At 71.2% G+C, this 23,206-nt stretch carries 23 protein-coding genes; 15 read left to right on the forward strand and 8 right to left on the reverse strand.

Features of this window, described 5'->3' with window-relative positions; all coding sequences use genetic code 11:
- Positions 1 to 50: 50 nt before the first annotated feature.
- Positions 51 to 719 (reverse strand): HAD family hydrolase, encoded by a 669-nt coding sequence (locus tag NGJ44_RS19140; protein ID WP_251865147.1) that lies wholly within the window; start codon positions 717 to 719, stop codon positions 51 to 53.
- Between the two features lie 9 nt (positions 720 to 728).
- Here NGJ44_RS19140 and NGJ44_RS19145 point away from each other — a divergent pair, with 9 nt between their 5' ends.
- Together NGJ44_RS19145 and NGJ44_RS19150 are read left to right on the forward strand one after the other, a co-directional pair.
- Positions 729 to 935 carry a hypothetical protein gene (locus NGJ44_RS19145; RefSeq protein ID WP_235491039.1) on the forward strand — a complete coding sequence of 69 codons (207 nt, stop codon included), beginning with the start codon at positions 729 to 731 and terminating at the stop codon, positions 933 to 935.
- On the forward strand, positions 932 to 1,660 hold the full coding sequence (locus NGJ44_RS19150; protein ID WP_251865149.1) for an SDR family oxidoreductase: 729 nt from the start codon (positions 932 to 934) through the stop codon (positions 1,658 to 1,660). Before NGJ44_RS19145 ends, NGJ44_RS19150 begins: the two co-directional genes overlap by 4 nt.
- On the opposite strand, the gene NGJ44_RS19155 is transcribed toward NGJ44_RS19150, so the two are convergent.
- On the reverse strand, positions 1,611 to 2,534 hold the full coding sequence (locus NGJ44_RS19155) for a LysR family transcriptional regulator (RefSeq protein WP_251865151.1): 924 nt from the start codon (positions 2,532 to 2,534) through the stop codon (positions 1,611 to 1,613). The genes NGJ44_RS19150 and NGJ44_RS19155 overlap by 50 nt on opposite strands.
- A 36-nt stretch (positions 2,535 to 2,570) precedes the next feature.
- Positions 2,571 to 3,365 carry a DUF169 domain-containing protein gene (locus tag NGJ44_RS19160; RefSeq protein WP_251865153.1) on the reverse strand — a complete coding sequence of 265 codons (795 nt, stop codon included), beginning with the start codon at positions 3,363 to 3,365 and terminating at the stop codon, positions 2,571 to 2,573.
- Between the two features lie 168 nt (positions 3,366 to 3,533).
- Between NGJ44_RS19160 and NGJ44_RS19165 the strand changes: the two genes are divergently transcribed.
- From NGJ44_RS19165 to NGJ44_RS19180, 4 genes are all read left to right on the forward strand, one after another.
- Complete coding sequence (locus NGJ44_RS19165) at positions 3,534 to 3,779, forward strand: ParD-like family protein (protein ID WP_251865155.1); 246 nt, start codon at positions 3,534 to 3,536, stop codon at positions 3,777 to 3,779.
- Positions 3,780 to 4,571 carry a type I methionyl aminopeptidase gene (gene map / locus NGJ44_RS19170; RefSeq protein WP_251865157.1) on the forward strand — a complete coding sequence of 264 codons (792 nt, stop codon included), beginning with the start codon at positions 3,780 to 3,782 and terminating at the stop codon, positions 4,569 to 4,571.
- A 107-nt stretch (positions 4,572 to 4,678) separates the two neighbouring features.
- On the forward strand, positions 4,679 to 5,908 hold the full coding sequence (locus NGJ44_RS19175) for an MFS transporter (RefSeq protein WP_251865159.1): 1,230 nt from the start codon (positions 4,679 to 4,681) through the stop codon (positions 5,906 to 5,908).
- Between the two features lie 133 nt (positions 5,909 to 6,041).
- A complete protein-coding gene (locus tag NGJ44_RS19180; RefSeq protein WP_251865161.1) occupies positions 6,042 to 6,665 on the forward strand; it encodes a glutathione S-transferase family protein in 624 nt (207 codons plus the stop codon).
- Positions 6,666 to 6,675: 10 nt separating this feature from the next.
- Here NGJ44_RS19180 and NGJ44_RS19185 read toward each other — a convergent pair whose 3' ends face one another.
- Both NGJ44_RS19185 and NGJ44_RS19190 read right to left on the reverse strand, forming a co-directional pair.
- Entirely contained in the window at positions 6,676 to 7,971 is a 1,296-nt protein-coding gene (locus NGJ44_RS19185) for a DUF445 domain-containing protein (RefSeq protein WP_251865163.1), read from the reverse strand.
- Positions 7,968 to 8,906, reverse strand: a complete 939-nt coding sequence (locus NGJ44_RS19190) for a LysR family transcriptional regulator (RefSeq protein WP_251865165.1) — start codon at positions 8,904 to 8,906, stop codon at positions 7,968 to 7,970. Before NGJ44_RS19190 ends, NGJ44_RS19185 begins: the two co-directional genes overlap by 4 nt.
- Before the next feature lie 148 nt (positions 8,907 to 9,054).
- Between NGJ44_RS19190 and NGJ44_RS19195 the strand changes: the two genes are divergently transcribed.
- The 8 genes from NGJ44_RS19195 to NGJ44_RS19230 all read left to right on the forward strand — a co-directional run bounded on the left by NGJ44_RS19195 (position 9,055) and on the right by NGJ44_RS19230 (position 19,298).
- Complete coding sequence (locus NGJ44_RS19195) at positions 9,055 to 11,175, forward strand: 3-hydroxyacyl-CoA dehydrogenase NAD-binding domain-containing protein (RefSeq protein ID WP_251865167.1); 2,121 nt, start codon at positions 9,055 to 9,057, stop codon at positions 11,173 to 11,175.
- Between the two features lie 14 nt (positions 11,176 to 11,189).
- The gene (locus NGJ44_RS19200; protein ID WP_251865169.1) at positions 11,190 to 12,371 is read left to right on the forward strand and encodes an acetyl-CoA C-acyltransferase; all 1,182 of its coding nucleotides are present in this window, start codon (positions 11,190 to 11,192) and stop codon (positions 12,369 to 12,371) included.
- A gap of 8 nt (positions 12,372 to 12,379) precedes the next feature.
- Positions 12,380 to 13,576, forward strand: coding sequence for an acyl-CoA dehydrogenase family protein (locus tag NGJ44_RS19205; RefSeq protein ID WP_251865171.1), 1,197 nt, complete (start codon positions 12,380 to 12,382; stop codon positions 13,574 to 13,576).
- A gap of 9 nt (positions 13,577 to 13,585) precedes the next feature.
- Complete coding sequence (locus tag NGJ44_RS19210) at positions 13,586 to 14,719, forward strand: acyl-CoA dehydrogenase family protein (RefSeq protein ID WP_251865173.1); 1,134 nt, start codon at positions 13,586 to 13,588, stop codon at positions 14,717 to 14,719.
- Positions 14,716 to 16,731, forward strand: a complete 2,016-nt coding sequence (locus NGJ44_RS19215; RefSeq protein ID WP_502802151.1) for an acyl-CoA synthetase — start codon at positions 14,716 to 14,718, stop codon at positions 16,729 to 16,731. The genes NGJ44_RS19210 and NGJ44_RS19215 overlap by 4 nt, the downstream gene beginning before the upstream one ends.
- 72 nt (positions 16,732 to 16,803) lie before the next feature.
- A complete protein-coding gene (locus tag NGJ44_RS19220) occupies positions 16,804 to 17,787 on the forward strand; it encodes a tripartite tricarboxylate transporter substrate binding protein (protein ID WP_251865176.1) in 984 nt (327 codons plus the stop codon).
- A 135-nt stretch (positions 17,788 to 17,922) separates the two neighbouring features.
- On the forward strand, positions 17,923 to 18,609 hold the full coding sequence (locus NGJ44_RS19225) for a GntR family transcriptional regulator (protein ID WP_251865177.1): 687 nt from the start codon (positions 17,923 to 17,925) through the stop codon (positions 18,607 to 18,609).
- Positions 18,610 to 18,854: 245 nt separating this feature from the next.
- Complete coding sequence (locus NGJ44_RS19230) at positions 18,855 to 19,298, forward strand: universal stress protein (protein WP_053246656.1); 444 nt, start codon at positions 18,855 to 18,857, stop codon at positions 19,296 to 19,298.
- Positions 19,299 to 19,713: 415 nt separating this feature from the next.
- Here NGJ44_RS19230 and NGJ44_RS19235 read toward each other — a convergent pair whose 3' ends face one another.
- Entirely contained in the window at positions 19,714 to 20,088 is a 375-nt protein-coding gene (locus NGJ44_RS19235; protein WP_251865179.1) for a hypothetical protein, read from the reverse strand.
- 123 nt (positions 20,089 to 20,211) lie between these two features.
- Positions 20,212 to 21,084: an oxygenase MpaB family protein gene (locus tag NGJ44_RS19240; protein WP_251865181.1), complete on the reverse strand. Its 873-nt coding sequence runs from the start codon at positions 21,082 to 21,084 to the stop codon at positions 20,212 to 20,214.
- A gap of 196 nt (positions 21,085 to 21,280) precedes the next feature.
- Here NGJ44_RS19240 and NGJ44_RS19245 point away from each other — a divergent pair, with 196 nt between their 5' ends.
- Positions 21,281 to 21,502: a hypothetical protein gene (locus NGJ44_RS19245; RefSeq protein WP_251865183.1), complete on the forward strand. Its 222-nt coding sequence runs from the start codon at positions 21,281 to 21,283 to the stop codon at positions 21,500 to 21,502.
- Positions 21,503 to 21,580: 78 nt separating this feature from the next.
- Here the strand turns inward: NGJ44_RS19245 and groL are convergent, their stop codons facing one another.
- On the reverse strand, positions 21,581 to 23,203 hold the full coding sequence (gene groL, locus NGJ44_RS19250) for a chaperonin GroEL (RefSeq protein WP_251865185.1): 1,623 nt from the start codon (positions 23,201 to 23,203) through the stop codon (positions 21,581 to 21,583).
- Between the last annotated feature and the right edge of the window lie 3 nt (positions 23,204 to 23,206).

Consider the following 23,206-nt stretch of genomic DNA (forward strand, 5'->3'; position numbering starts at 1 on the left):
GCTGTGAGCTGTCGGGCGCCCCCCCCCGGCCCGCGCGGCCGCCCGACAGCTCACAGCAATCCCGGCAAGTCGCGCAGATCGTCGATGACGGTGAACGCGCCTTCGTCCAGCAGGCGCTGGCGCTGGCCGGGGCCGTTGTGCGAAGCGCCGACGAAGCCCACGGCCCGCATGCGCGCGGCGCGCGCCGCCTGCACGCCGGCCACGCTGTCTTCCACCACCACGCAGTCCAGCACGGCGGCGCGCATCTGGCGGGCGGCGTACAGGAACACGTCGGGCGCGGGTTTGCCGTGCGCGACCTGGGCCGTGCTGTAGACGTGGGGCGCGAAAAGATCCCACAGTCCCACCAGCTTCAATACCGATTGCAGCTTGGCGGGCATGCTGCTGGACGCCACGCAGACATCCATGCCGCGTCCGCGCAGGGCCTGCACCGTCTCGCGCACGCCGGGCAAGGCGCGCAGCGCCTCGCGGAACGTGTCGTCCAGCCGCCGCGCATAGCTGCCCGCGAATCCGGGCGGCAGCGAACGGCCGTTCTCCTGCTGCAGCGTGCGCCACATGTCCGCATCCGGAATGCCGGCGAAGCGCCGCGCCGCTTCCTGCGGCGTGATGGCGATGCCGTGTTCGGCCAGCGCTTGCGACTGCGCCTTCGCGGCGATGATTTCGCTGTCGATCAGGACGCCGTCGCAATCGAAGATGACGAGGCGGGGGGCGGACGGGGGCATGGGCTCTCCATGAAAAAACGTGGCCGAAAAGACGCGGCCGCATGCGCCGCGCCACGCATTGCCCCGATGATAGAGCCCCGCCACGGCAAGAACGCGAGGCCGGCCATCGGCGGCTCCGATCGCGCCATCGGTTTTTTCCGTTTTCCCCGCCGCCCGGCGGCTGGGACACTGGCCTTCCCGATTCAACCCGATATCGACAAGGACGACGGACAATGACGGATTCCCGACAAAAGGTGCTTATCGCGGGCGGCAGTTCCGGAATGGGGCTGGCCCTGGCGCGGCGCTGCCTGGACGACGGCGCGCAGGTGACCATCGTGGGGCGCGACGCGGAACGGCTGGCGCGCGCCTGCGAACAACTGGGCCGGCCCGGCCTCCTGCGCGCGCTGGCGGCGGACATCTCCCGCGAGGAGCAGGTGGCCTCGCTCTTCGAGCGCGCGGGCGCGCTGGATCACATCGCCTGCACCGCGGCCGACATCCAGGGCGCCTACGCCTTGCTGCCCGACCTGGACATGGCCGCGGCGCAACGCGCCGTGGCCAGCAAGGTGTTCGGCCCGCTGTACCTGGCCCGGCACGGCGCGGCCCGGCTCGCGCCCGGCGGCTCGCTCACCTTCACCTCCGGCATCGCGGCCTACCGGCCGCAGCCGCGCGGCGCCGTGGTGGCCGCCATCAATGCGGCGCTCGAAGGGCTGGTGCGCGCGCTGGCGGTGGAACTCGCGCCGCTGCGGGTAAACGCCGTCTCGCCCGGCTGGGTGGACACGCCGATCTGGACCCACGTGGCTGGCGACCGCAAAGACGAGGCCCTGCAGTCCATGGCCCGCCGCCTGCCCGCCGGCAGGGTGGGACGCGCCGGCGACATTGCCGACGCCATCGCCTTTCTCATGGCCAATACCTTCACGACGGGAACGGTGCTGCACGTGGAAGGGGGGCACCGGCTGGCGTGACCGCGGCGGCCCAATCCCGCGCGGCCTCGAGCAGGTTCGCCAGCGCCGGCGGCTGCGCGCGGCGGCGGCGCCACACCAGGATGAGCGAGGCGGACGCCGCAGGCCCCGGCCAGGGCAATTCGGCCAACTCTCCGCGCTCGAGCTGCGCCTGCACGGCCAGGCGCGGCAGCAGCGCGCAGCCCGCCCCCGCCGCCGCCAGCCGCGCGATCGCGGCCAGGCTTCCGACCTCGGCCGCGATGGCGGGCCCGCGCAATCCGGCCTGCGCGCACGCGGCATCGAGCATCTCGCGATACACGCACCCAGGCTGCGTGGCGATGAACTGCCGGGCCGACGGCGGCGCGGCGTCCGCGCGGGCGGAAGGCGGCCCGACCAGCGCCAGCGGCTCGGTCCGCAGCACGCGATGCGCCAGCCGCGCATCGAGGCGGCCGCGCGCGAAACAGAAGGCCGCGTCCAGCATGCCGTCCGCGACGCCCTGCAACAGCGCCCCGCTGCCCGCGATGTCGAGGTTCACGCGCAGCAGCGCGTGACGGCGGCGCAGATCTTCCAGCCATTGGGGCAGCCGGGCCGCGGCAATGGTTTCCAGCGCGCCCAACGCCAGGGGCCGGGGCGCCAGCGCCGCGCCGGCCGTGGCGGCGGCCCGTGCCTCGTCGGCCAGCGCCAGCAGTTCCTGCGCATAGGGCCGCAGCGCGTCCCCGGCCGGCGTCAGGCTCAACCCCTGCCGCCCGCGGACGAACAGCGGCACGCCCAGGTCCGCTTCCAGGGCCTGGATCTGGTCGCTCACGCTGGACTGCGCCAGGTGCAGCGCTTCGCCTGCGCGCGTGACGTTGCGGGTGCGCGCCACGGCAAGAAACGTCTTCAGAAGTCGGGGATGCACGAAAAACCCTCCAGCCGTTCCGGAAAGCCCGGCCGCCTACGCCCGGCCGCCGCCGTAGCTTACGCCCATGCCGGCCCGCACGTCGTTCTGGATGCCGTAAGGCGCGATGGGGTAGCGCAGCCCGTTGGCCGACAAGGCTTTCATGCCTTCGATGGCGGCCGGCAGATAGCGCGGCGGCAGCGCCATCAGCATCTCTTCGTCGGGCACGCCGCCGTAGCGGCGCTCGGCAAAACAGGGCAGCGACAGGCTGGGTTCGCCCGTGGCCAGCGCGCGCCCCCAGGAATCCGCGCAGGCCGTCTCGCCGACCACGCTCCAGTCGAAGCGGCGGTAGTTTTTCCATTGCAGGCCGTTGATGAGAATGATCATCTGGCCCGGGGTGGCGTAGATCAGACAAATGTCGGGCGGATCGAGCCGTCCCGAGGCCAGCGGCGAAACCGCCATGGCTTCATGGCGTCCGGCCGGCACACAGGTGAGCGCCGCCTGCCGGGCCCGCGCATCGGCCTCGGTGGCGTGCCACACGCCCACGTAGTCTTTGCCGCTGCGCCAGGCGTCGTCCTGCGGCCCCAGTCCGATCACGGCGCGGCACTGCGCCCCCACCAGATCGTCGGCCGTGATGCCCACCGTCCAGCCGAGGCGCGCCGCCATGCCCACGATCTGGTCCGTGGTGTGGACGGCCTTGGGCCGGCGCAAGCCCGGCACGCCCTCCATGTCGGCCGCCCTTTCGTAAAGCTTCATGCCGATGACAGTGGTTTTCAGGCGCAGCAGGCGGTTCAGTTCGTCCACCATGCGCGCCCAGTCCAGGCCCGTCGGGGCCGGGGATGTCTCTTCCATGTTCTTTTCCTTGTCTGCGGTCCCCAGCGGTCCGTCGAGTCGCGCTGGCGCCCGGGGGTGCGTCAAAACGCCCTAGCCTACACCGGCGCGGCGCCGCCCGCATTTGCCGGCGGCGGTTTGGCGCGCTACTATACGATCCATATACAAACCATATATGGATCGATCACAATGGGCATCGTCAAGATTTCCGAGCAGATGCACGAAAACCTGCGCGTCGCCAGCGGCGCGCTCAGCCGCTCCATCAATTCCCAGGCCGAACACTGGATGCGCATCGGCATGCTCTCCGAACTGTATCCGGAGCTGCGCCACGCCGACATCTGCCAGCTACTAATCCGCATCGAACAGGCCGACGGCTTCGCCATTGCCTCGCTTTCCCAGGGCCTGCCCCACGGCGGCGCGCAGGAGGCCGCGTAAATGGCCCGCAAGGTTTCCATCAAATCGGCCGCCGACATCGAAATGGCCCGAAAGGCGGGCGCGCTGGCCGCCGAAGTCCTGCACATGATCGGCGAGCACGTGCGGCCCGGCGTCACCACGGACGCGCTCGACCGCATCTGCCACGACTACATCGTCAACGTGCAGAAGGCCATTCCCGCCAACGTGGGCTACCACGGCTTTCCCAAGACCATCTGCGCCTCGGCCAACCACGTCGTCTGCCATGGCATTCCCTCGGCCAAGGTGCTCAAGGACGGCGACATCCTGAACATCGACGTGGCGGTCATCAAGGACGGCTGGTACGGCGACACCAGCCGCATGTACTACGTGGGCAGGCCCAGCCCGCTGGCGCGCCGGCTGGTGGAAACCACCTACGAAGCCATGCGCGCCGGCATCATGCAGGTGCGGCCCGGCGCCACGCTGGGCGACGTCGGCCACGCCATCCAGAAAGTGGCCCACCGCGAGCACTTCAGCATCGTGCGCGAATACTGCGGCCACGGCATCGGACAGATCTACCACGACGAACCCCAGGTGCTGCACTACGGCCGCCCCGGCGAGGGGCTGGTGCTGCAGCCCGGCATGATGTTCACCATCGAGCCCATGATCAACGCCGGCAAGCCGCAGACCAAACAGCTCGCCGACGGCTGGACGGTGGTCACCCGGGACCGCTCCCTGTCGGCCCAGTGGGAACACATGGTGGTCGTGACCGACACCGGCTACGAGGTGCTTACGCCCTGGCCCGACGGCCCGGGCGCCTACCCGGCCATCCCCTGAGGCGCAATTTCCGGAGTGCGGGCCCGGCCAGAGCGCGGCGAAGATCGCGTCCTGTTCTTCTTGCCGGGACGCGGGCGTTTTCCCCGCGCCGCGCCCGCCCTCCGTCCATGCCGACCCCCGCTTCCCTGCCCCCGGCCTTCCGCCGGCTGGCCGCCTCCAACCTGGCGGCGCAGTTCTCCGAACAGATGGCGCTGGCCGCCGCGCCGCTGGTCGCCGTGCTGGCGCTGGGCGCCGACGCGTCGCAGACCGGCTACCTGCAGACGGCCCAGACCCTGCCCTTCCTGCTGCTGTCGCTGCCGGCCGGCGTGCTGGCCGACCGCATGCCGCGCCGCGCCCTCATGGCCGGCGCCGAATTCGTCCGCGCGGCCGGCCTGGCGGCACTGCTGGCCCTGCTGCTGGCCGGCGCGCTGAACCTGGGCGCGCTGGCGGCGCTGGGCTTTCTGACCGCGGTGGGCACCGTGGCCTACGGCGTGGCCGCGCCCGCGCTGCTGCCCAGGCTGGTGCCGGCGGGCGAACTGGCTCGCGCCAACCGCTGGCTGGAACTGGCGCGCAGCGCCGCCTTCATGGCCGGCCCCGCCCTGGGCGGCGCGCTGGTGGGCGCGCTGGGCGCGGCGCCGGCCTATGCCGCGGCCGCGGCGCTGTCGCTGGCCGCGGCGCTGCTGCTGGCGGGGCTGCCCGCCGACAGGCCGGCGCGCCCGGCGCATCGCCATCCCGGGCGCGAACTGGCCGAAGGCGCCGCCTTCGCGGCGCGCCACCCGCTGCTGCGGCCGGTGCTGGCGACCGCGGTGGTCTTCAACACCGCATGGTTCATCCTGCAAGGGATTTACGTGGCCTATGCCGTGGACACCCTGCGCATGGACGCGGCCGCCATCGGCCTGACGCTGGGCATCTACGGCGCGGGCATGGTGTCCGGCGCGCTGGCCGCGCCCTGGCTGGGGCGCCGTCTGCGCTTCGGCACGGTGGTCGCGGCCGGCCCGCTGTCGGCCTTCGCCGCCAGCCTGGCGATGCTGTCCACGCTGGCCTGGCCCTCGCCCGTCCTGGCCGGGCTGGCATTCTTTTTCTTCGGCGCGGGGCCCATTCTCTGGACCATCGCCACCACCACGCTGCGCCAGGCGGTCACGCCGAACGCCATGCTCGGGCGGGTGTCGGCCGTGATCCAGACCGCCACCTTCGGCGCCCGCCCCGTAGGCGCGCTGATCGGCGCGCTGCTGGCGGGCCGCCACGGCGCGCCGGCCTGCCTGTGGGCCGTGGCGGCGGGCTTCGCGCTGCAGTTCGCGCTGCTGGCGCTGTCCCCGGTGCGCAGGCTGGCGGCGCAGCCGGAGGCGGCGGCCGCCTGAACCGCGCGCGCTGTCATGGCCGTTTTCGCCGCGTTCTGTATCTGGCGCCCGCGTGCCAGCCTGTGCGAGGCTTCGTCTGCCCCGCGCACAGACCGCGAATGCCTCGCGGCCGCGCATCGTCCCGCCACGACCCATGCTGAAAATCCTCGGTAAAGCCGCCTCCATCAACGTCCGCAAAGTGCTGTGGGCCTGCGCCGAACTCCAGCTTCCCTACGATCGCGAAGACTGGGGCTCGGGCTTCCGGCCCACCGCCGCCCCGGCTTTTCTTGCCCTGAATCCGCACGGCCAGGTGCCGGTCATCGTGGACGGGGATTTCGTGCTGTGGGAGTCCCACAGCATCCTGCGCTATCTCGCGGCGCAGTACGGCGGCGCGGCGCTCTACCCCGCCGAACCGCGCGAGCGGGCGCGCGTGGACCAATGGATGGATTGGCAGGCGTCCGACCTCAACCGCGCATGGAGCCCTGCCTTCATGGGATTGGTGCGGCGCTCGCCCGCGCACCAGGATCCGGCCGCCATCGCCGCCTCTTGCGACGACTGGACGCGCGCCATGCGGGTGCTGGACGCCCGGCTGGCGGCCACCGGGGCCTACGTGGCCGGCGCGGACTTCACGCTGGCCGACATCCCCATCGGCCTGTCGGTGAACCGCTGGCGCCACACCCCGTTCGACAAGCCCGCGCTGCCCGCCGTGCGGGCCTATTGCGAGCGCCTGCGGCGGCGCGAGGGCTTCCGCCTGCACGGCGACAACGGCCTGCCCTGAGCCGCGCGCCTCACCCGCCGCCGGCCAGCCGCACCAGCGCGTGCAGGCCCACGCCGATCAGCCCGCCCACCAGCGTGCCGTTGAAGCGGATGTATTGCAGGTCGCGCCCCACGCTCAGCTCGAGCTGGCGCACCAGGTGCCGTTCGTCCCAGTTCTTCACCGTGCGCGAAATGTGCGCGGTCACGCCGGCGCGCAGCCTGCCGGTGAGGCGGCGCGCACTGCCCAGCACGTGCAGATTGATGGCCTCGCGCAGGCCCGGATCCTCGCCCAGCTTGCGTCCCATGGCCTGCAAGGCGTGCTCCAGGTGCCTGGCCAGCGCCGAATCCTCGCGCGACAGGTCGCGCCGCAGGGCCGCGTGGATCTCGTCCCAGAGGCCCTGCACGTACTCCTGCACCTTGGGATGGTCGATGGCGCGCGACTTGAGGTGTTCCACCTGCTCGGCCAGCGCCGGATCGCCGCGCAGGCGGTCGATGTAACCCGTCACCCAGGCTTCGTAGTCGCGCCGCACGGGGTGTCCGGGCTCGGACAGCACGTCGCGCAGTTCCTGCACCAGCGCCCGCGCCAGCCGGTCGGCCAGGTTGTCGGCCATGCCCTCCACCGAGGCCACCACGTTTACCGTGGCCATGATGCGCGGCCACTCCTTGCGCGCGAACTTCGCCAGCAGCGCCGAGGCGCGCGCCTTCACCTCCTCGTCGTCCAGGTAGCCGCCCAGCCGCTGCAGCGCCGCGTCCAGCAGCTCCTGGTGCCGCCCGTCGCGCGTCAGCAGCGCCAGCACCTCGCCCGCGGTGGAGGCGGCGTCCCACTCGCGCAGCGTCTTCACCACGAACGCGCGGATCACGCCACGCACGGCCTGCTCGTCCAGCATGTCCAGCGTCTGCAGCGCCACTTTGCGCGCGCCGTCGGCCAACATGCGCGCCTGGCGCGGCCGGCCCAGCCAACGCGACAGCCGCGCCGCCGGATCGAACAGGCGCAGTTTCTCGATGAGCGCGTCGGGGTCCAGGAAATGGTCGCGCACGAATGCGGCCAGGCTGTCGCCGATGCGGTCCTTGTTGCTGGGAATGATGGCGGTGTGCGGAATGGGCAGCCCCAGCGGCCGGCGGAACAGCGCCACCACGGCGAACCAGTCCGCCAGCGCGCCCACGGTGGCCGCCTCGCAGAAGGCGCGCACCCAGGCCCAGACGCCCTGGCCGCCCATGGCGTGGCTGGCGACGAAGCCGCCGACCATGGCGGCCAGCAGCGCCACGGCGGCGATCTTCATGCGGCGCAGCTGCGCCAGGCGGGGGTCGGCGGTCGGGTGGTCGGTCATGGCTGGACGGGGGCGAAAGCGGAAGCGCGCGCCGGCAGCAGTCCGGCTCCCTGGGCGCGCTCCAGGATGAATTCGATCATCATCGCGATGGCGCGCGGATGATGGCGGTTGGGCATGTACAGCATGTACATGGCGCGCCCGAAGATACTCAGCCGCCAGTCGCCCAGGGCCTCCAGCAGGCGGCCCTGGGCCACGTCCTCGTGCACCACGTAGTCCGGCAGGATGGCCACGCCCAGCCCCGCCAGCGCGGCGTCGCGCAGGAATGCGTAATTGCGCGAGATCACCGTGGGCTCCAGCACCACCTGCTCGCGCGGCGCGTTGCCGCGATACGCGGACAGCCGCAGCGGCCGGCCGATGACGGCCGCGCTGATCACCGGCGCGCCGGCCAGCGCCTGCGGATCCGGCGGCAGGCCATGCCGCGCCGCGTACCCGGGCGAGGCGCAGGCCGTGTAGCGCACCTGCCCCAGCTCGCGCGCCACCAGGTTCTGCGGCGGCTCCGACATGATGCGCACGGCAATGTCCACCTCGTCGCGCAGCAGATCGTCCACGCTGTTCTCGAACAGCACGTCGAGCACGATGCCGGGGTACGCGCGCTTGAATTCCAGCAGCCAGGGCGTCATCACGAACTGGCCGTAGCCGCTGGGCACGCTCAGCCGCACCTTGCCCTGCGGCGTCTTGCCCAGCGTCTGCACCGCCTCGCGCGCGGCCACCAGCTCTTCCAGGATGCTGCGGCCATGCTGGTAGAGCTTGAGTCCGATTTCGGTGGGCTCCACGCGCCGGGTGGTGCGGCGCACCAGCTGCATACCCACGGCGCGCTCGAGCTGCGCCAGGTGGTAGCTCACGTTGGCGCGCGTCATCTTGAGCCGGCGCGCCGCCTCGCTCAGGTTGCCGGCGTCCAGGATCTCCACCAGCAGGGTCAGGGATTTGGTGTCCACAGCCAGCTTCCTTCTGCCTGAAATCGGATCATTGTCAAATTTTCTTGAACGTCATGTCAATGGATGATGCCATTGTCAAATCCGGACTGACGGGAAAGAATGAAGCCCGACCAAGACGGCCCCCCAAGGCCCGCCCAGGAGACACTGCATGACAGACCCCGCCAGCGCGGGCGCCGCCCGCGCGCGCCGCCAGGATGACCTACTCATCGTCGTCGTCGACCATCCTCCCGTGAATGCGCTGAGCGCCGACGTGCGGCGCGGCCTGGCCGAGGCCATCGCCCAGGCCGGCGTCGACCCGCAGGTGCGCGCCGTGGTGCTGGCCGGCGCGGGCGCCAACTTCATCGCGGGCGCCGACATCCGCGAATTCGGCAAGCCGCCGCGTCCGCCCGCCCTGCCCGACGTCTGCAACGCCATCGAGAACTGCCCCAAACCCGTGGTGGCCGCGCTGCACGGCGCGGCGCTGGGCGGCGGGCTGGAAGTGGCCATGGCGGCGCACTACCGCGTGGCCCTGCCCGATGCGCGCCTTGGCCTGCCCGAAGTCAATCTCGGCCTGCTGCCCGGCGCGGGCGGCACGCAACGCGCCCCGCGCCTGATGGGCGCGGCCGCCGCGCTGGACCTGATGCTCTCGGGCGCGCCCATTACCGCGGCCGGCGCGCTGGCCAGCGGGCTGGTGGACCGCGTGGCCGAGGGCGGCGACGCCCTGGCCGCCGGCCTGGCCTATGCGCGCGAGCTGCTGGACCAGGGCGCCGGCCCGCGCCGCAGCCGCGACGCCCAGGGCCTGGCCGACAAGACGGCCGCGCGCGCCGCGCTGGCCGAGTCCGGCGAACGCGCCGCCCGGGCGCGCGGGCTGTACTCGCCGCTGCGCATCGTCGAAGCCGTGCGCGCCGCGGTGGAGCTGCCCTTCGACGAGGGGCTGGCCACCGAGCGTTCGCTCTTTCTGCAATGTCTGGACAGCCCGCAGCGCGCCGCCCTGGTGCATGCGTTCTTCGCCGAGCGCGGCACCACGCGCGTGCCCGAGTTGAAACAGGCCCGCCCGCGTCCCCTGGGCCGGGTGGGCGTCGTCGGCGGCGGCACCATGGGCGCGGGCATCACCGTGGCGCTGCTGGACGCGGGCCTGTCGGCCGTGATGATCGAGCAGGACGAGGCCGCCCTGGCCCGCGGCCTCGCCAGGGTGCGGGACGTCTACGACCAGGCCGTGCGCAAAGGGCGGCTGAGCGCGGCCCAGCGCGAGGAGCGCATGGCCCGCCACGCCGGGGCGCTGGACTACGCCGCGCTGGCCGACGCCGACCTCATCATCGAGGCGGTATTCGAGGACATGGAGGTCAAGCGCGCCGTGTTCGCCGAACTGGACCGCGTGGCCCGGCCGGGCGCGGTGCTCGCCACCAACACCTCCTACCTGGACGTGGACTGCATCGCCCAGGCCACGAGCCGCCCGGCCGACGTGCTGGGCCTGCACTTCTTCTCGCCGGCCCACATCATGAAGCTGCTGGAGATCGTGGTGGGCCGGGCCACCGCCGCCGACACGGTGGCCACGGGCTTCGAGCTGGCGCGGCGGCTGCGCAAGATCCCGGTGCGCGCGGGCGTGTGCGACGGTTTCATCGGCAACCGCATCCTGGCCGTGCACCGCCAGGCCGCCGACATGATGATGCAGGACGGCGCCAGCCCCTACGAGATCGACGCCGCCGTGCGCGCCTTCGGCTATCCCATGGGCCCCTACCAGATGACCGACATGGCCGGCGGGGACATCGGCTGGGCCACGCGCAAGCGCCGCGCGGCCACGCGCGATCCGGCCATCCGCTACGTGGAGATCGCCGACCGCATCTGCGAGCGCGGCTGGTTCGGCCAGAAAACCGGGCGCGGCTTCTACCGCTACGAAGCCGGATCGCGCCAGGGCCGGCCCGACCCCGAGGTGCTGGAGATCGTGGACGCCGAGCGCCGCCGCGCCGGCGTGACGCCGCGCGCTTTCAGCGAAGGCGAGATCCAGCGCCGCTACCTGGCGGCCATGATCAACGAGGCGGCCAACGTGCTGGAAGAAGGCATCGCCGACAAGCCGGCCGACGTGGACGCGGTATTCCTGCACGGCTACGGCTTTCCACGCTACCGGGGCGGGCCGCTCTTTTATGCCGACACCGTCGGGCCGGCCCGCATCCTGGAAGACATCCGCGCCTGGCGCAACGAAGACCCCGCCTTCTGGAAGCCCTCCGCGCTGCTGGTGCGCCTGGCCGAGTCCGGCCGCGATTTCGCCAGCCTGAACACCGCCCAACCGTAAAGGACATTCCCGCCATGCGCGAAGCCGTCATCGTCTCCACCGCCCGCACGCCCATCACCAAGGCGCACCGCGGCGAATTCAACATCACTCCCGGCGCCACGCTGGCGGCCCACGCCGTGCGCGCGGCCGTCGAGCGCGCCGGCATCGACCCCGCCCGCATCGAAGACGCCATCCTGGGCTGCGGCTACCCCGAGGGCACGACGGGGCGCAACATCGCCCGCCAGGCCGTGATCCGCGCCGGCCTGCCCGTCGGCATCGGCGGGGCCACCGTCAACCGCTTCTGCGCCTCCGGCCTGCAGGCCATCGCCTCGGCCGCCGCGCGCATCGTCATGGACGGCGCGCCGGCCATGATCGCCGGCGGCGTGGAAAGCATTTCGCAGCTGCGCACCCGCGACAATCCCGACATCGGCACCGATCCCTGGATACGCGAGCACAAGCCCGGACTTTACCTGCCCATGATCGAAACGGCCGACATCGTGGCCGCCCGCTATGGCATCAGCCGCGAAGACCAGGACGCCTTCGCCCTGCAAAGCCAGGCGCGCACCGAGGCGGCCCAGGCCGCCGGCCGCTACCGCGAGGAGATCATCCCCGTGGCTACCGTGATGGCCATGACCGACCGGGAGACGGGCGAAACCCGCGAGCGCGAAGTCACGATCGGCCACGACACCTGCAACCGCCCCGGCACCACGCTGGAGGCGCTGGCCAAGCTCGCGCCGGTGCGCGGCGAAGGCCAGTACGTCACCGCCGGCAACGCCTCCCAGCTCTCGGACGGCGCGGCCGCCTGCGTGCTCATGGAAGCGGGCGAAGCCGCCCGTGCCGGCATACGGCCGCTGGGCGCGTTCCGCGGCCTGGCCATCGCCGGCTGCGAGCCCGACGAAATGGGCATCGGTCCCGTCTACGCCGTGCCCCGCCTGCTGGAGCGCCATGGCTTGTCCGTCGAGGACATCGGCCTGTGGGAACTGAATGAGGCTTTCGCCTCGCAGGCGCTGTACTGCCAGCGGCGCCTGGGCATTCCCATGGACCGGCTCAACGTGAACGGCGGCGCCATCAGCCTGGGCCACCCGTTCGGCGTCACCGGCGCCCGCCTGGCGGGCCACGTGCTGCTCGAGGGCCGCCGGCGCGGCGCCCGCTACGCCGTGGTCACCATGTGCGTGGGCGGCGGCATGGGCGCGGCCGGCCTGTTCGAAATCTACTGAGGACCCCCATGGATCTGGAATTCACCCCCGAAGAAACCGCGTTCCGCGACGAGGTGCGCGCCTTCTTGGCCGAGCGCCTGCCGCCGGCCCTGTCGGCCAAGGTGCTGGACGGCCAGCGCCTCACGCGCGAGGAGATGAGCGGCTGGCACGCCACCCTCAACGAGCGCGGCTGGCTGGCCAGCCACTGGCCGGCGGAATACGGCGGCACGGGCTGGACCGCCACGCAGAAATTCATCTTCGACAACGAGTGCGCGCTGGCCGGCGCGCCGCGCATCGTGCCCTTCGGCCTCAGCATGCTGGGGCCGGTGCTCATCAAGTACGGCACCGAGGCGCAGAAGCGCCGCTGGCTGCCGCGCATCCTGGACGGCTCCGACTGGTGGTGCCAGGGCTATTCCGAACCGGGCGCGGGCTCGGACCTGGCTTCGCTCAAGACCACGGCCGTGCGCGACGGCGACAGCTACATCGTCAACGGCCAGAAAACCTGGACCACGCTGGGCCAGTACGCCAACATGATCTTCTGCCTGGTGCGCACCTCCAGCGAAGGCAAGCGCCAGGAAGGCATCAGCTTCCTGCTCATCGACATGGCAAGCCCGGGCATCGAAGTGCGGCCCATCATCACGCTGGACGGCGAGCACGAAGTCAACGAGGTGTTCTTCTCGGATGTGCGCGTGCCCGCGGAGAACCTGGTCGGCGAAGAGAACCGGGGCTGGACCTGCGCCAAATACCTGCTCACCTACGAGCGCACCAACATCGCCGGCGTGGGGCAGTCGGCCGCCGCGCTGGAGCGCCTGAAGACCGTGGCCGCGCGCATCCGCCGCCATGGCCGCCCGCTGCTGGAAGACCCGGACTTCGCCGCCCGCGTGGCGCGCGTGGAGATCGAGCTCGCCAACATGCGCACCACCAACCTGCGCGTGGTGGCCGCGGCGCAAGGCGGCGGCGCGCCCGGCGCCGAGAGCTCCATGCTCAAGATACGCGGCACCCAGATCCGCCAGGAAATCACCGCGCTCATGCGGCGCGCCATGGGCCCGCACGCGCGCGCCTTCGCGCCCGAGGCCCTGCACGGCGGCTACGAGGGGCCGCCGCTGGGCCCCGAGGGCTGGGGCGCCGCCGCCGCGCAGTACTTCAACAACCGCAAGCTGTCGATCTTCGGCGGCTCCAACGAAATCCAGAAAAACATCATCAGCAAGATGATCCTCGGACTCTAAAGGCTGGCCATGAATTTCGAACACACCGAAGACCGGCGCATGCTGTCCGACACGCTGCGCCGCTTCATCGCCGAACAGTATCCCTATGCCACGCGCGACGGCCTGGCCCGCTCGGCGCGCGGCTACAGCCCCGAGTTCTGGCGGCGCTACGCCGAGCTGGGCGCGGTGGCCGCGCTCTTTTCCGAAGCCGATGGCGGCCTGGGCGGCGCGGGCTTCGACATCGCCGTGGTCTTCGAGGAACTGGGCCGCGGGCTGGTGCTGGAACCTTTCCTGGACGCGCTGGTCGTGGGCAGCCTCCTCGCCGACGCCGGCACGCCCGCGCAAAAGGAATTGCTGGCCGGCCTGATGGAGGGCTCGCTGCACGCCGCGCTGGCCCTGGCCGAACCCGAATCGGGCTACGACCCCGCCGGCATCGCCTTGCGCGCCGAGCCCGACGGCGACGGCTGGGTGCTCGACGGCGAAAAGTCCCTGGTCTACCTCGGCGCGCACGCCGACCGCTACCTGGTGGCCGCCCGCAGCCAGGGCCGGCCCGGCGACGAAACCGGCATCAGCCTGTTCCTGGCGCCGGCGCACGCGCCCGGCCTGACCGCGCACGGCCATGCCCTCATCGACGGCGGCCGCGCCGCGCAGCTGCGTTTCGACCGGGTCCGGCTCGCCGCGGACGCGCTGGTGGGCCGGACCGGCCAGGGCTATCCGGCGCTGGAGCGCGCACTGGGCCGTGGCCTGCTGGCCCTGTGCGCCGAAGCCGTGGGCGCCATGGATTGCGCGCGCGACGCCACGCTCGACTACCTGCGCACGCGCCGCCAGTTCGGCGTGCCCATCGGCAGCTTCCAGGCCCTGCAGCACCGCATGGCCGACTTGCTGCTGGAAATCGAGCAGGCGCGCTCGGCCGTCATCAACGCCGCGGCGGCCCTGGACAACCCCGACCGCGCCGTCCGCGAACGCGCGCTGTCGGCCGCCAAGGCCACCATCGGCCGCGTCGGCACCCTGGTCGCCGAGGAAAGCATCCAGATGCACGGCGGCATCGGCATGACCTGGGAACTGCCGCTCGCGCACTACGCCAAGCGCCTCGTCATGATCGACCACCAGTTCGGCGACGAAGACCACCACCTGCGGCGCTACATCGCGCTGGGCCGGCCATGAGCGGGGCGCGCGAACCTGGCGCGCCCGTGGCGGGGGACACCGCGCCGGGCGTCCCTGAACCGGGCGTCCCTGGACCGGGCGTCCCTGAACCGGGCGTCCCCTTTTCCTCGCGGTTTCCGGTGCGGGGCGTGGAAGACGTGCGCCGGATCGCGGCCCGGCCGCTGGCCGAGACGCTCACGGTGCGGAGCACCTACGAGATCTTCCGCAACTCCGCCGCTGCGTTCGGCGACCGGCCCGCGCTCACCTTCCTGCGCACCGCCGATCCGGACGACGCGGTGGACCGCTGGAGCTACCGCGAACTGCTGGAAGGCATCCACCAGACCGCCAACCTGCTGCACACGCTGGGCGTGGGCGCGCAGGACGCGGTGGCCGTCCTGCTGCCCGGCTGCCTGGAATACCACCTGGCGCTGTGGGGCGGCGAGGCCGCCGGCATCGTGCAGCCGCTGAATCCGCTGCTGGCCGAAGACAAGCTGGCCGCGCTCATGAGCAAGGCCCGTGCGCGCGTGCTCATCGCCTATGGCTCCGACCAGGAATGCGGCGCCTGGACCAAGGCGCTGGCCCTGCGCGAGCGCGTGCCCACGCTGCGCGCCGTGCTGCGCGTGGCTCCCTGGTACGAAGACCCGGCCGCGCGCCCCGCGCTGCCCGAAGGCACGCTGGACTTCAACGCGGCCCGCGCCGCGCAACCCGCCGACCGCCTGGCCAGCGGGCGCGTCATCCGCGCCGCCGACACGGCCGCGTATTTCCACACCGGCGGCACCACGGGCGCGCCCAAGCTCGCCGTACATACCCACGCCAACCAGGTCTTCAGCGCCTGGGCCGCCGTGCAATTGCAGGGCGCGGGCCCGGGCGACGTGGTCATCAACGGCTATCCGCTCTTTCACGTGGCGGGCGTGCTGCCAGCCTCGCTGGCCGCGCTGTCGGCCGGCGTGCACACCCTCATTCCGACCACCCTGCTGCTGCGCAACCGCGACGTGGTGCGCAACTACTGGAAGCTGGTCGAGCGCCACCGCGTCACCTCGCTGCAAGGCGTGCCCACGATGCTGGCCGCGCTCGCCGAGGTGCCGCTAGACGGCGCCGACATCTCCTCGCTGCGCTACTGCCGCACCGGCGCGGCGCCCCTGCCCGCCGAGCTGGCCAGCCGCTTCGAGCGCCTGTTCGGCCTGCATATCAACGAAAGCCTGGGCATGACCGAGATGGCCGGCATCACCTCCATCAGCCCGCCCGGCTCGCGCTTTCCGGTCAACTGCGTGGGCTATCCGCTGCCGTACGTGGAAGTGCGCGTCACGGCGCTCGACACCCCGGCCGGCCAGCCCCCGCGCGACCTGCCGCCCGGCGAGGCAGGCATGCTGCTCTTCAGGGCGCCCAACGTCATCCCCGGCTTTCTCGACGCCGAGGACACGGCGCGCGCCTTCACCGAAGACGGCTGGCTCATCAGCGGCGACGTCGGTTTCCTGGACGATGCGGGCCGCCTGCACCTGCAGGGGCGGGCCAAGGACCTCATCATCCGGAGCGGCCACAACATCGATCCCAAGGTCATCGAGGACGCGCTGGCGCGCCATCCGGCCGTGAGCCTGTGCGCCGCCGTGGGCGCGCCCGACCCCTACGCGGGCGAACTGCCGGTGGCCTTCGTCACCCTGGCCGACGGCGCTCGGGCCACCGAGGAGGAACTGCTGGTCCACGCCGCGCGCCACGTGGACGAAGGCCCCGCCCGGCCCAAGCGGGTCATCGTGCTCGAGCACATGCCCATGACCAACGTGGGCAAGATCTACAAGCCCGACCTGCGCCGGCTCGCCGCCGCCTTCACCGTGCGCGCGCTCATCGAGCGCACCCTGCTCGACGCGGGCTGCCCGGCGGACAGTCCCTGGTTCCGGCTGACCGACGACGCCCGTCCCGAGCTCGCCGTGTGCGCCAGCGCCGACGCCCCGCCCGCGCTGCGCGAGCAGCTGCGCCAGTCGCTGGCGCGGCTGCCGGTGCGGGTCGGCTGGCGCGAGGCCGAGCCCGCTCCCGACTAGCGCCCCGTCAAGCTTTCCCCACACAACCACAGATCCCGTTTACCGGGACGCCGCCACCCGAGGAGACCTTCCATGCCTGCATCCCCCCTGCGCCGCGCCTGCCTGGGCGCTTTGCTCTGCATCCTGGCGATGGGCGCCCTGCCCGCCGCCGCCCAGACGCCGCAATTCCCCACCAAGCCCGTTACGGTCATCGTGCCCTTCCCGGCCGGCGGCTCCACCGACCGCCATCTGCGCATCCTGGCGCAGGAAGCTTCCAAGTCGCTGGGCCAGCCCGTGGTCGTGGAAAACCGCCCCGGCGCGGGCGGCACGCTGGGCCCGGGCACCATGGCCAAGACGGCCAAGCCCGACGGCTACACCATCACGCTCTATACGCTGGCCATGCTGCGCATGCCGTACATGCAGCACACCAACTGGCACCCGATCAACGATTTCGACTTCATCATCGGGCTGTCCGGTTATACCTTCGGCCTCACCGTGCGCGCGGATTCGCCTTTCAAGACCTTCAACGAGTACATCGAGGCCGCGCGCAAGGCGCCCGGCACCATCGACTACGGCTCCACCGGCGTGGGCTCCTCGCCCCACCTGCTGATGGAGGAACTGGCCATCAATGCCAAGGTCAAGCTCAACCATGTGCCCTTCAAGGGCAACGCCGACATGCAGCAGGCGCTGCTGGGCGGCCACGTCATGGCGCAGAGCGACGCCACCGGCTGGGACCAGTTCGTGGACGCCGGCAAGATGCGCCTGCTGGTGACTTTCGGCGAAAAGCGCACGACCCGCTGGCCCGACGTGCCCACCGCGCAAGAGCTCGGCTACGGCGTGGTGTCCACTTCGCCATACGGCCTGGCCGGCCCCAAGGGCGTGGACCCCGCCGTCATCCGCATCCTGCACGACGCCTTCAAGCAGGCGCTCTACAGCCCCGCCAGCATGGAAGTCATGCAGCAGCTCAACCAGCAGCCCGCCTATCGCAACAGCGCGGATTACCGCGCCTGGGCCGCCGACACCTACGTGAAACAGAAGCCGCTCATCGAGCACCTGGGCCTGATGGCCAAGAACTGACGCTTTTCCCTTGGAGCGGCCTGCGGGCCGCTTTTGCCGCGCAGATTTGTATACAAAATCTGCGCGGTTTTTCTGTTTTCCGGCCGCGCCGTTTGCTAGACTGGCGCCCGTAGCAATGCCCGCGCCCGCGCGCCCATGACCCCGCAAACCGCCCCCGACCCCAGCGCCAGCGACATCGCCAGGGAAATCTCCGCCGCCATCGTCTCGCACCGGCTGCCCCCCGGCACCCGCCTGCGCGAAGAAGCGCTCGCGCGCGTCTACAAGGTGAGCCGCACCAAGATCCGCGCCGCCCTGCTCATGCTGTCCAAAGACAAGCTCATCGACATCGTGCCCGACAAAGGCGCCTTCGTGAGCAAGCCCGACGCCAACGAGGCGCGCGAAGTCTACGCCGTGCGCCGCATTCTCGAAGCGGCGCTGGCCCGCGAATTCGTCGCCCGCGCCAGACCCGCCGACTATCGCCGCATCGACGCCCACCTGCGCGCCGAGCGGCGCGCCCTCGAAAGCGGCGACGCGCAGGAACGCAACCGCCTGCTGAGCGAATTCCACCTCCTGCTGGCCGACACCGTGGGCAACACCGTACTGACCGGCATGTTGCGCGAACTCTCCGCGCGCAGCGCCGTCATCACCGTGCTCTACCAAAGCTCCCGCGACGCCGGTTGCTCCTCGCGCGAACACCACGCCTTCATCGAAGCCGCCCGCGCCGGCGACACCGAACGCGCCTGCGCGCTCATGGACGAGCATCTGCGCAACGTCGAGGCCGCCCTGGACTTCAGCGGCCCGCCGGCCGCCGGCGGCGACCTGGTGGCCGCGCTGCTCAGCTAGGGCCTGTTAACGCTAAAAGGAGCCTCCTTTCCCGCGGCATGCGTCCCGGGCGGCACGCGTCCCGGGCGCCGCGCGCCCGGCGCGGGAAATTCCCCCGCATCAAACCCGCCTGGCGGCATTGACGCCGCGCAAACCGCCAGGCGAGCTTCCCGGCTACAGTAAGAAAGTCTCCGGCTCGCGGAGACGCGCCCGCATGCCGGGCGCCGACTGTCAATCGATGTGCCCCTCAAAACGGAGACAACGCCATGTATCAGCACATCCTCATCCCCACCGACGGATCCCCCCTTTCCACCGACGCGGTCCGGCAAAGCCTGCAACTGGCCAAGTCGCTGGGCGCGCGGGTCACGCTCCTCACCGTGGAAGAGCCCTTCCACGTCTTCGCGCTGGGCGCCACCCAGATCGCCAAGAGCCTGACCGAGTACCAGGAAGCCATGCGCGTCCAGGCCGACCGCATTCTCGGCGAAGCCGCCGAACAGGCCCAATCGCTCGGCGTGCCCTGCGAAACCCTGCGCGTCACCCACGAAGATCCCTTCCAGGCCATCATCGACACCGCCGTCAGCCGCCAGTGCGACCTCATCGCCATGGCCTCGCACGGCCGCCGCGGCATGAGCGCCATCGTCCTGGGCAGCCAGACGCAGAAAGTGCTGACCCACTCCAAGGTGCCGGTGCTGGTGTATCGCAAGAGCTGATGCGCCCGGGCGCCGCCGTTGGCGGACGGGCGCACGGACATCGCGGGGCCGCCCATGGACCACCGCCTCAGGCCGCAATACCTGGCCCTGCTCGCCCGGCACGGCCTGGAACCCCATGCCGTGCCGCCCGACTGGCGGGAAATCGACGAAGCGCACAAGCACAGGATGATCGCGGGCGCGCGCGCCCGCGGCGACCACCGCTTGATCGAGGCCATCGAACACAGCCACGAGGCGGCGCTGGCCGATCCCCGCCACCCCACCGACCACCCGCTCGACGCAGCCTCCCGCTGGGTGGAGGACGCCGTCCGGCGCAACCCGGCCTGCCGGGGTATTCGCTTCCGGCCTCCCTGCCGGACGTCGGCGGGATCGCCGCGGACGACGAGGTGGTATCCAGGATGGGCGCGATTTTCGGTTCCTACGAGCGCACCGGCGACCCCGTGTACGGTCCGCTCAACCAGGCCCAGGGCAGCGACGCGCTGCTCGCCCATTGCCTGACCCGCGCCTGCGGGCGTTTCATGATCGCGCCCGCGTCCGCCGGGCCGGCTGCCGCGCCGCCGTGCAGCAGGGCAGTCGTGGCCCCGACTGAGGTGAAGGCGGACCGCGCGGGCCGGCCCTGCGCGACCGCCATGCCGTGCTTCCCCAGAAAATCTCCGACGCGCCCGAGCCGCAGGAACGCCCCCTCATGCAAGGCGCCGTCATCGCCCAGCCGCAGGGCAATGCCAGGCTCCCACACCGCGTGGCGGTTCAACTGCCGGTCCAGAACCCTGCAATAGCGCGCCTGGAAGGACATGGAGGGCTCCCGGCCGCGGACACATTGCAGCGATTGCCGCCACAGGCGGCTCGCCGGCGCATGCGGGGACTCCCTGCCCCGGCGGCCGTCGCGCCGGGCCGCGGCCCCGGCCGGCGGGCCCGCTCAGGCCAGCCCCATGCGCCGCCGCGCGCGCTGGGCGGAGCCGTCCCGCACCGCCCAGCGCAACAACCGCGCCGTCGCCCGCACGCCCGCGCGCACGGCGCGCCGCTGCGCGTCCGGCATCCGCAGTCCCAGTTCGGCGGCGGCCCAGCCCGGCAGCAGGTCGATGCCGGCTTGCATCATCAGGCGGCCCGCCGGCCGCGCCAGCGGCGGCTGCGAGGCCGGCGCCTCCAACAGCAGCCGCACCACTTCGCGGCTGCGCGCCCCGGCCCGCAATTGCGGCCGCATCCCGGCCAGATAGCGTTGCACCTCGGCGCGCGAGCGGGGCACGCCGCGCGCGCCCAGGCGCTCGGCGATCAGGGCGATCTCGTCGTAATAGCGGTCCTGGTCGCGGGCGGACAGCGCCGGGTTGCGGTAGCGCAGATGCGCCGCGAGAAAACTGCTGACCTCGGCGACATGCACCCAGGTCAGCAGATCGGCGTCGCTGGCCGCGTAGGGCCGGCCGTCCTCGGCCGTGCCGGCGACCTGCAGGTGGATGGTCTTCACCTTCTCGATCAGCCAGTCCGCGTCGCGATGGCTGCCGAAGGTCGTGCCCGCAATGAACTGCCCGGTGCGGCGCAGCCGGCCCAGCATGTCCTGGCGGAAATTAGAGTGGTCCCACACCCCGGCCAGCGCCAGCGGATGCAGGGTCTGCAGCATGAGCGCGCAGATGCCGCCCACCAGCATGCTGGTGAAGTCCGCATGCACCCGCCACGACACCGACTGCGGGCCGAACAGCCCCGGGTCGCCTTTGGGGCTCTCCAGGTCGAGCTGCCCGAGGGACAGGCCGGTCAGGCCGAAAACCTGCCGTTCGATGCGGCGGCGTATGAATTCCATGGAAATGAGGTGCCGGGCGCGCGGCGCCCGCTGAAAGGATTCTCGAGGTTCAGAACGATCTTAGACGGAGACGGCCCTTTCGCGCCGCGGGCGAGGCGGCCGGCCTCCCCGGATGCGCCTGGCCGCGCCAGAGCCGAATTATCGCCTTGCAGCTTGGGATCTGGCTCATTCCCGACGACCGAAGGCTTTTCTCATCTTGTCGGTCCTCGCGGCCGGCCGGCTGCAAGACGCCCGCGGATTCCCGCGCCACGCCGGCCATGTGTCGGGAACGTCCCGCTGCCACAACCAATTCAACGAGCGCATGAAGTACTCCACCCTGCGGCCCTCCCTCAAAATGCGATGGAACGGCGCCGGCCTCGACGACGCCATGACCGGCAACCTCGTCGAACGCGTCGATGGCTTGGGGGCCCGGCGATAAAAAAAGCGCCTCGCAAGGAGGCGCAACCGAACAGCGAGTTCGGCCCTAATCCCTGGCGGCCGGACGGCCGCCAGGGAATCAGTAGTCCATGTCGGACGTCGCGGGCGCGGCGGCCTTGTCTTCCTTGGGCAGCTCGGCCACCGTGGCGTCGGTGGTGAGGATGAGACCGGCAATCGACGCCGCATTCTGCAGCGCGGTGCGCGTCACCTTGGTCGGGTCGACCACGCCCATTTCCACGAGGTCGCCGTACTCGCCGGTGGCGGCGTTGTAGCCGTGATTGCCTTGCCCTTCGAGCACCTTGGCCACGACCACCGAGGGCTCTTCGCCCGCGTTGGCCACGATGGCGCGCAGCGGAGCTTCCAGCGCGCGCAGCACGATGCGGATGCCGGCGTCCTGGTCGGCGTTGGCGCCCTTGAGCTTGCCGAGCGCGGCGCGGGCGCGCAGCAGCGCCACGCCTCCGCCGGGCACGACGCCCTCTTCCACGGCGGCGCGGGTCGCATGCAGCGCATCGTCCACGCGGTCCTTCTTCTCTTTCATCTCGACTTCGGTGGCCGCGCCGACCTTGATCACCGCCACGCCGCCAGCCAGCTTGGCCACGCGCTCCTGCAGTTTCTCGCGGTCATAGTCGCTGGTGGCTTCCTCGATCTGCGCCTGGATGGACTTCACGCGGGCATCGATGCGGGCCTGGTCGCCGGCGCCGCCCACGATGATCGTGTTCTCTTTGCGGACCTCGACGCGCTTGGCGCTGCCCAGCTCGGCCAGCGTGGCCTTCTCGAGCTGCAGGCCGGTTTCTTCGGAAATGACGGTCGCGCCCGTGAGCACGGCAATGTCTTCCAGCATGGCCTTGCGGCGGTCGCCGAAGCCCGGGGCCTTGACGGCGGCCACCTTCAGCACGCCGCGCATGGCGTTGACCACCAGCGTCGCCAGCGCCTCGCCTTCCACGTCCTCGGCCACGATCAGCAGCGGCTTGCCGGCCTTGGCGGCCGCCTCCAGCACGGGCAGCAGGTCGCGGATGTTGGAGATTTTCTTGTCGTGCAGCAGCACCAGCGGGTCTTCGAGCGAAACCAGCTGCTTCTCGGGTTCGTTGATGAAGTACGGGCTGAGATAGCCGCGGTCGAACTGCATGCCCTCGACCACCTCGAGCTCGTTGTCCAGCGACTTGCCGTCCTCGACCGTGATCACGCCCTCGTTGCCCACTTTTTCCATGGCCTGGGCGATGATCTTGCCGACGTCTTCGTCGGAGTTGGCCGACAGCGCCGCCACCTGCGAGATTTCCTTGTTGGTGGAGATGGGTTTGGACAGCTTGCGCAGCGATTCGACCACCGCCGACACCGCCTGGTCGATGCCGCGCTTCAGGTCCATGGGGTTCATGCCGGAAGCCACGTACTTCATGCCTTCCTGGACGATGGCCTGGGCCAGCACGGTGGCGGTCGTGGTGCCGTCGCCGGCCACGTCCGCCGTCTTGGACGCCACCTGCTTCACCACCTGGGCGCCCATGTTCTCGAATTTGTCCTTCAGCTCGATTTCCTTGGCCACCGACACCCCGTCCTTGGTGATCGTGGGCGCGCCGAAGCTGCGCTCGAGCAGCACGTTGCGTCCTTTCGGGCCCAGGGTCACTTTCACGGCGTCGGCCAGAATGTTCACGCCCTTGACCACGCGGCTGCGGGCGTTGTCATGAAACTTAACGTCTTTCGCGCTCATGGG

The sequence above is a fragment of the Achromobacter sp. Marseille-Q4962 genome (assembly GCF_943737005.1).
Lineage (GTDB): Bacteria > Pseudomonadota > Gammaproteobacteria > Burkholderiales > Burkholderiaceae_B > Achromobacter.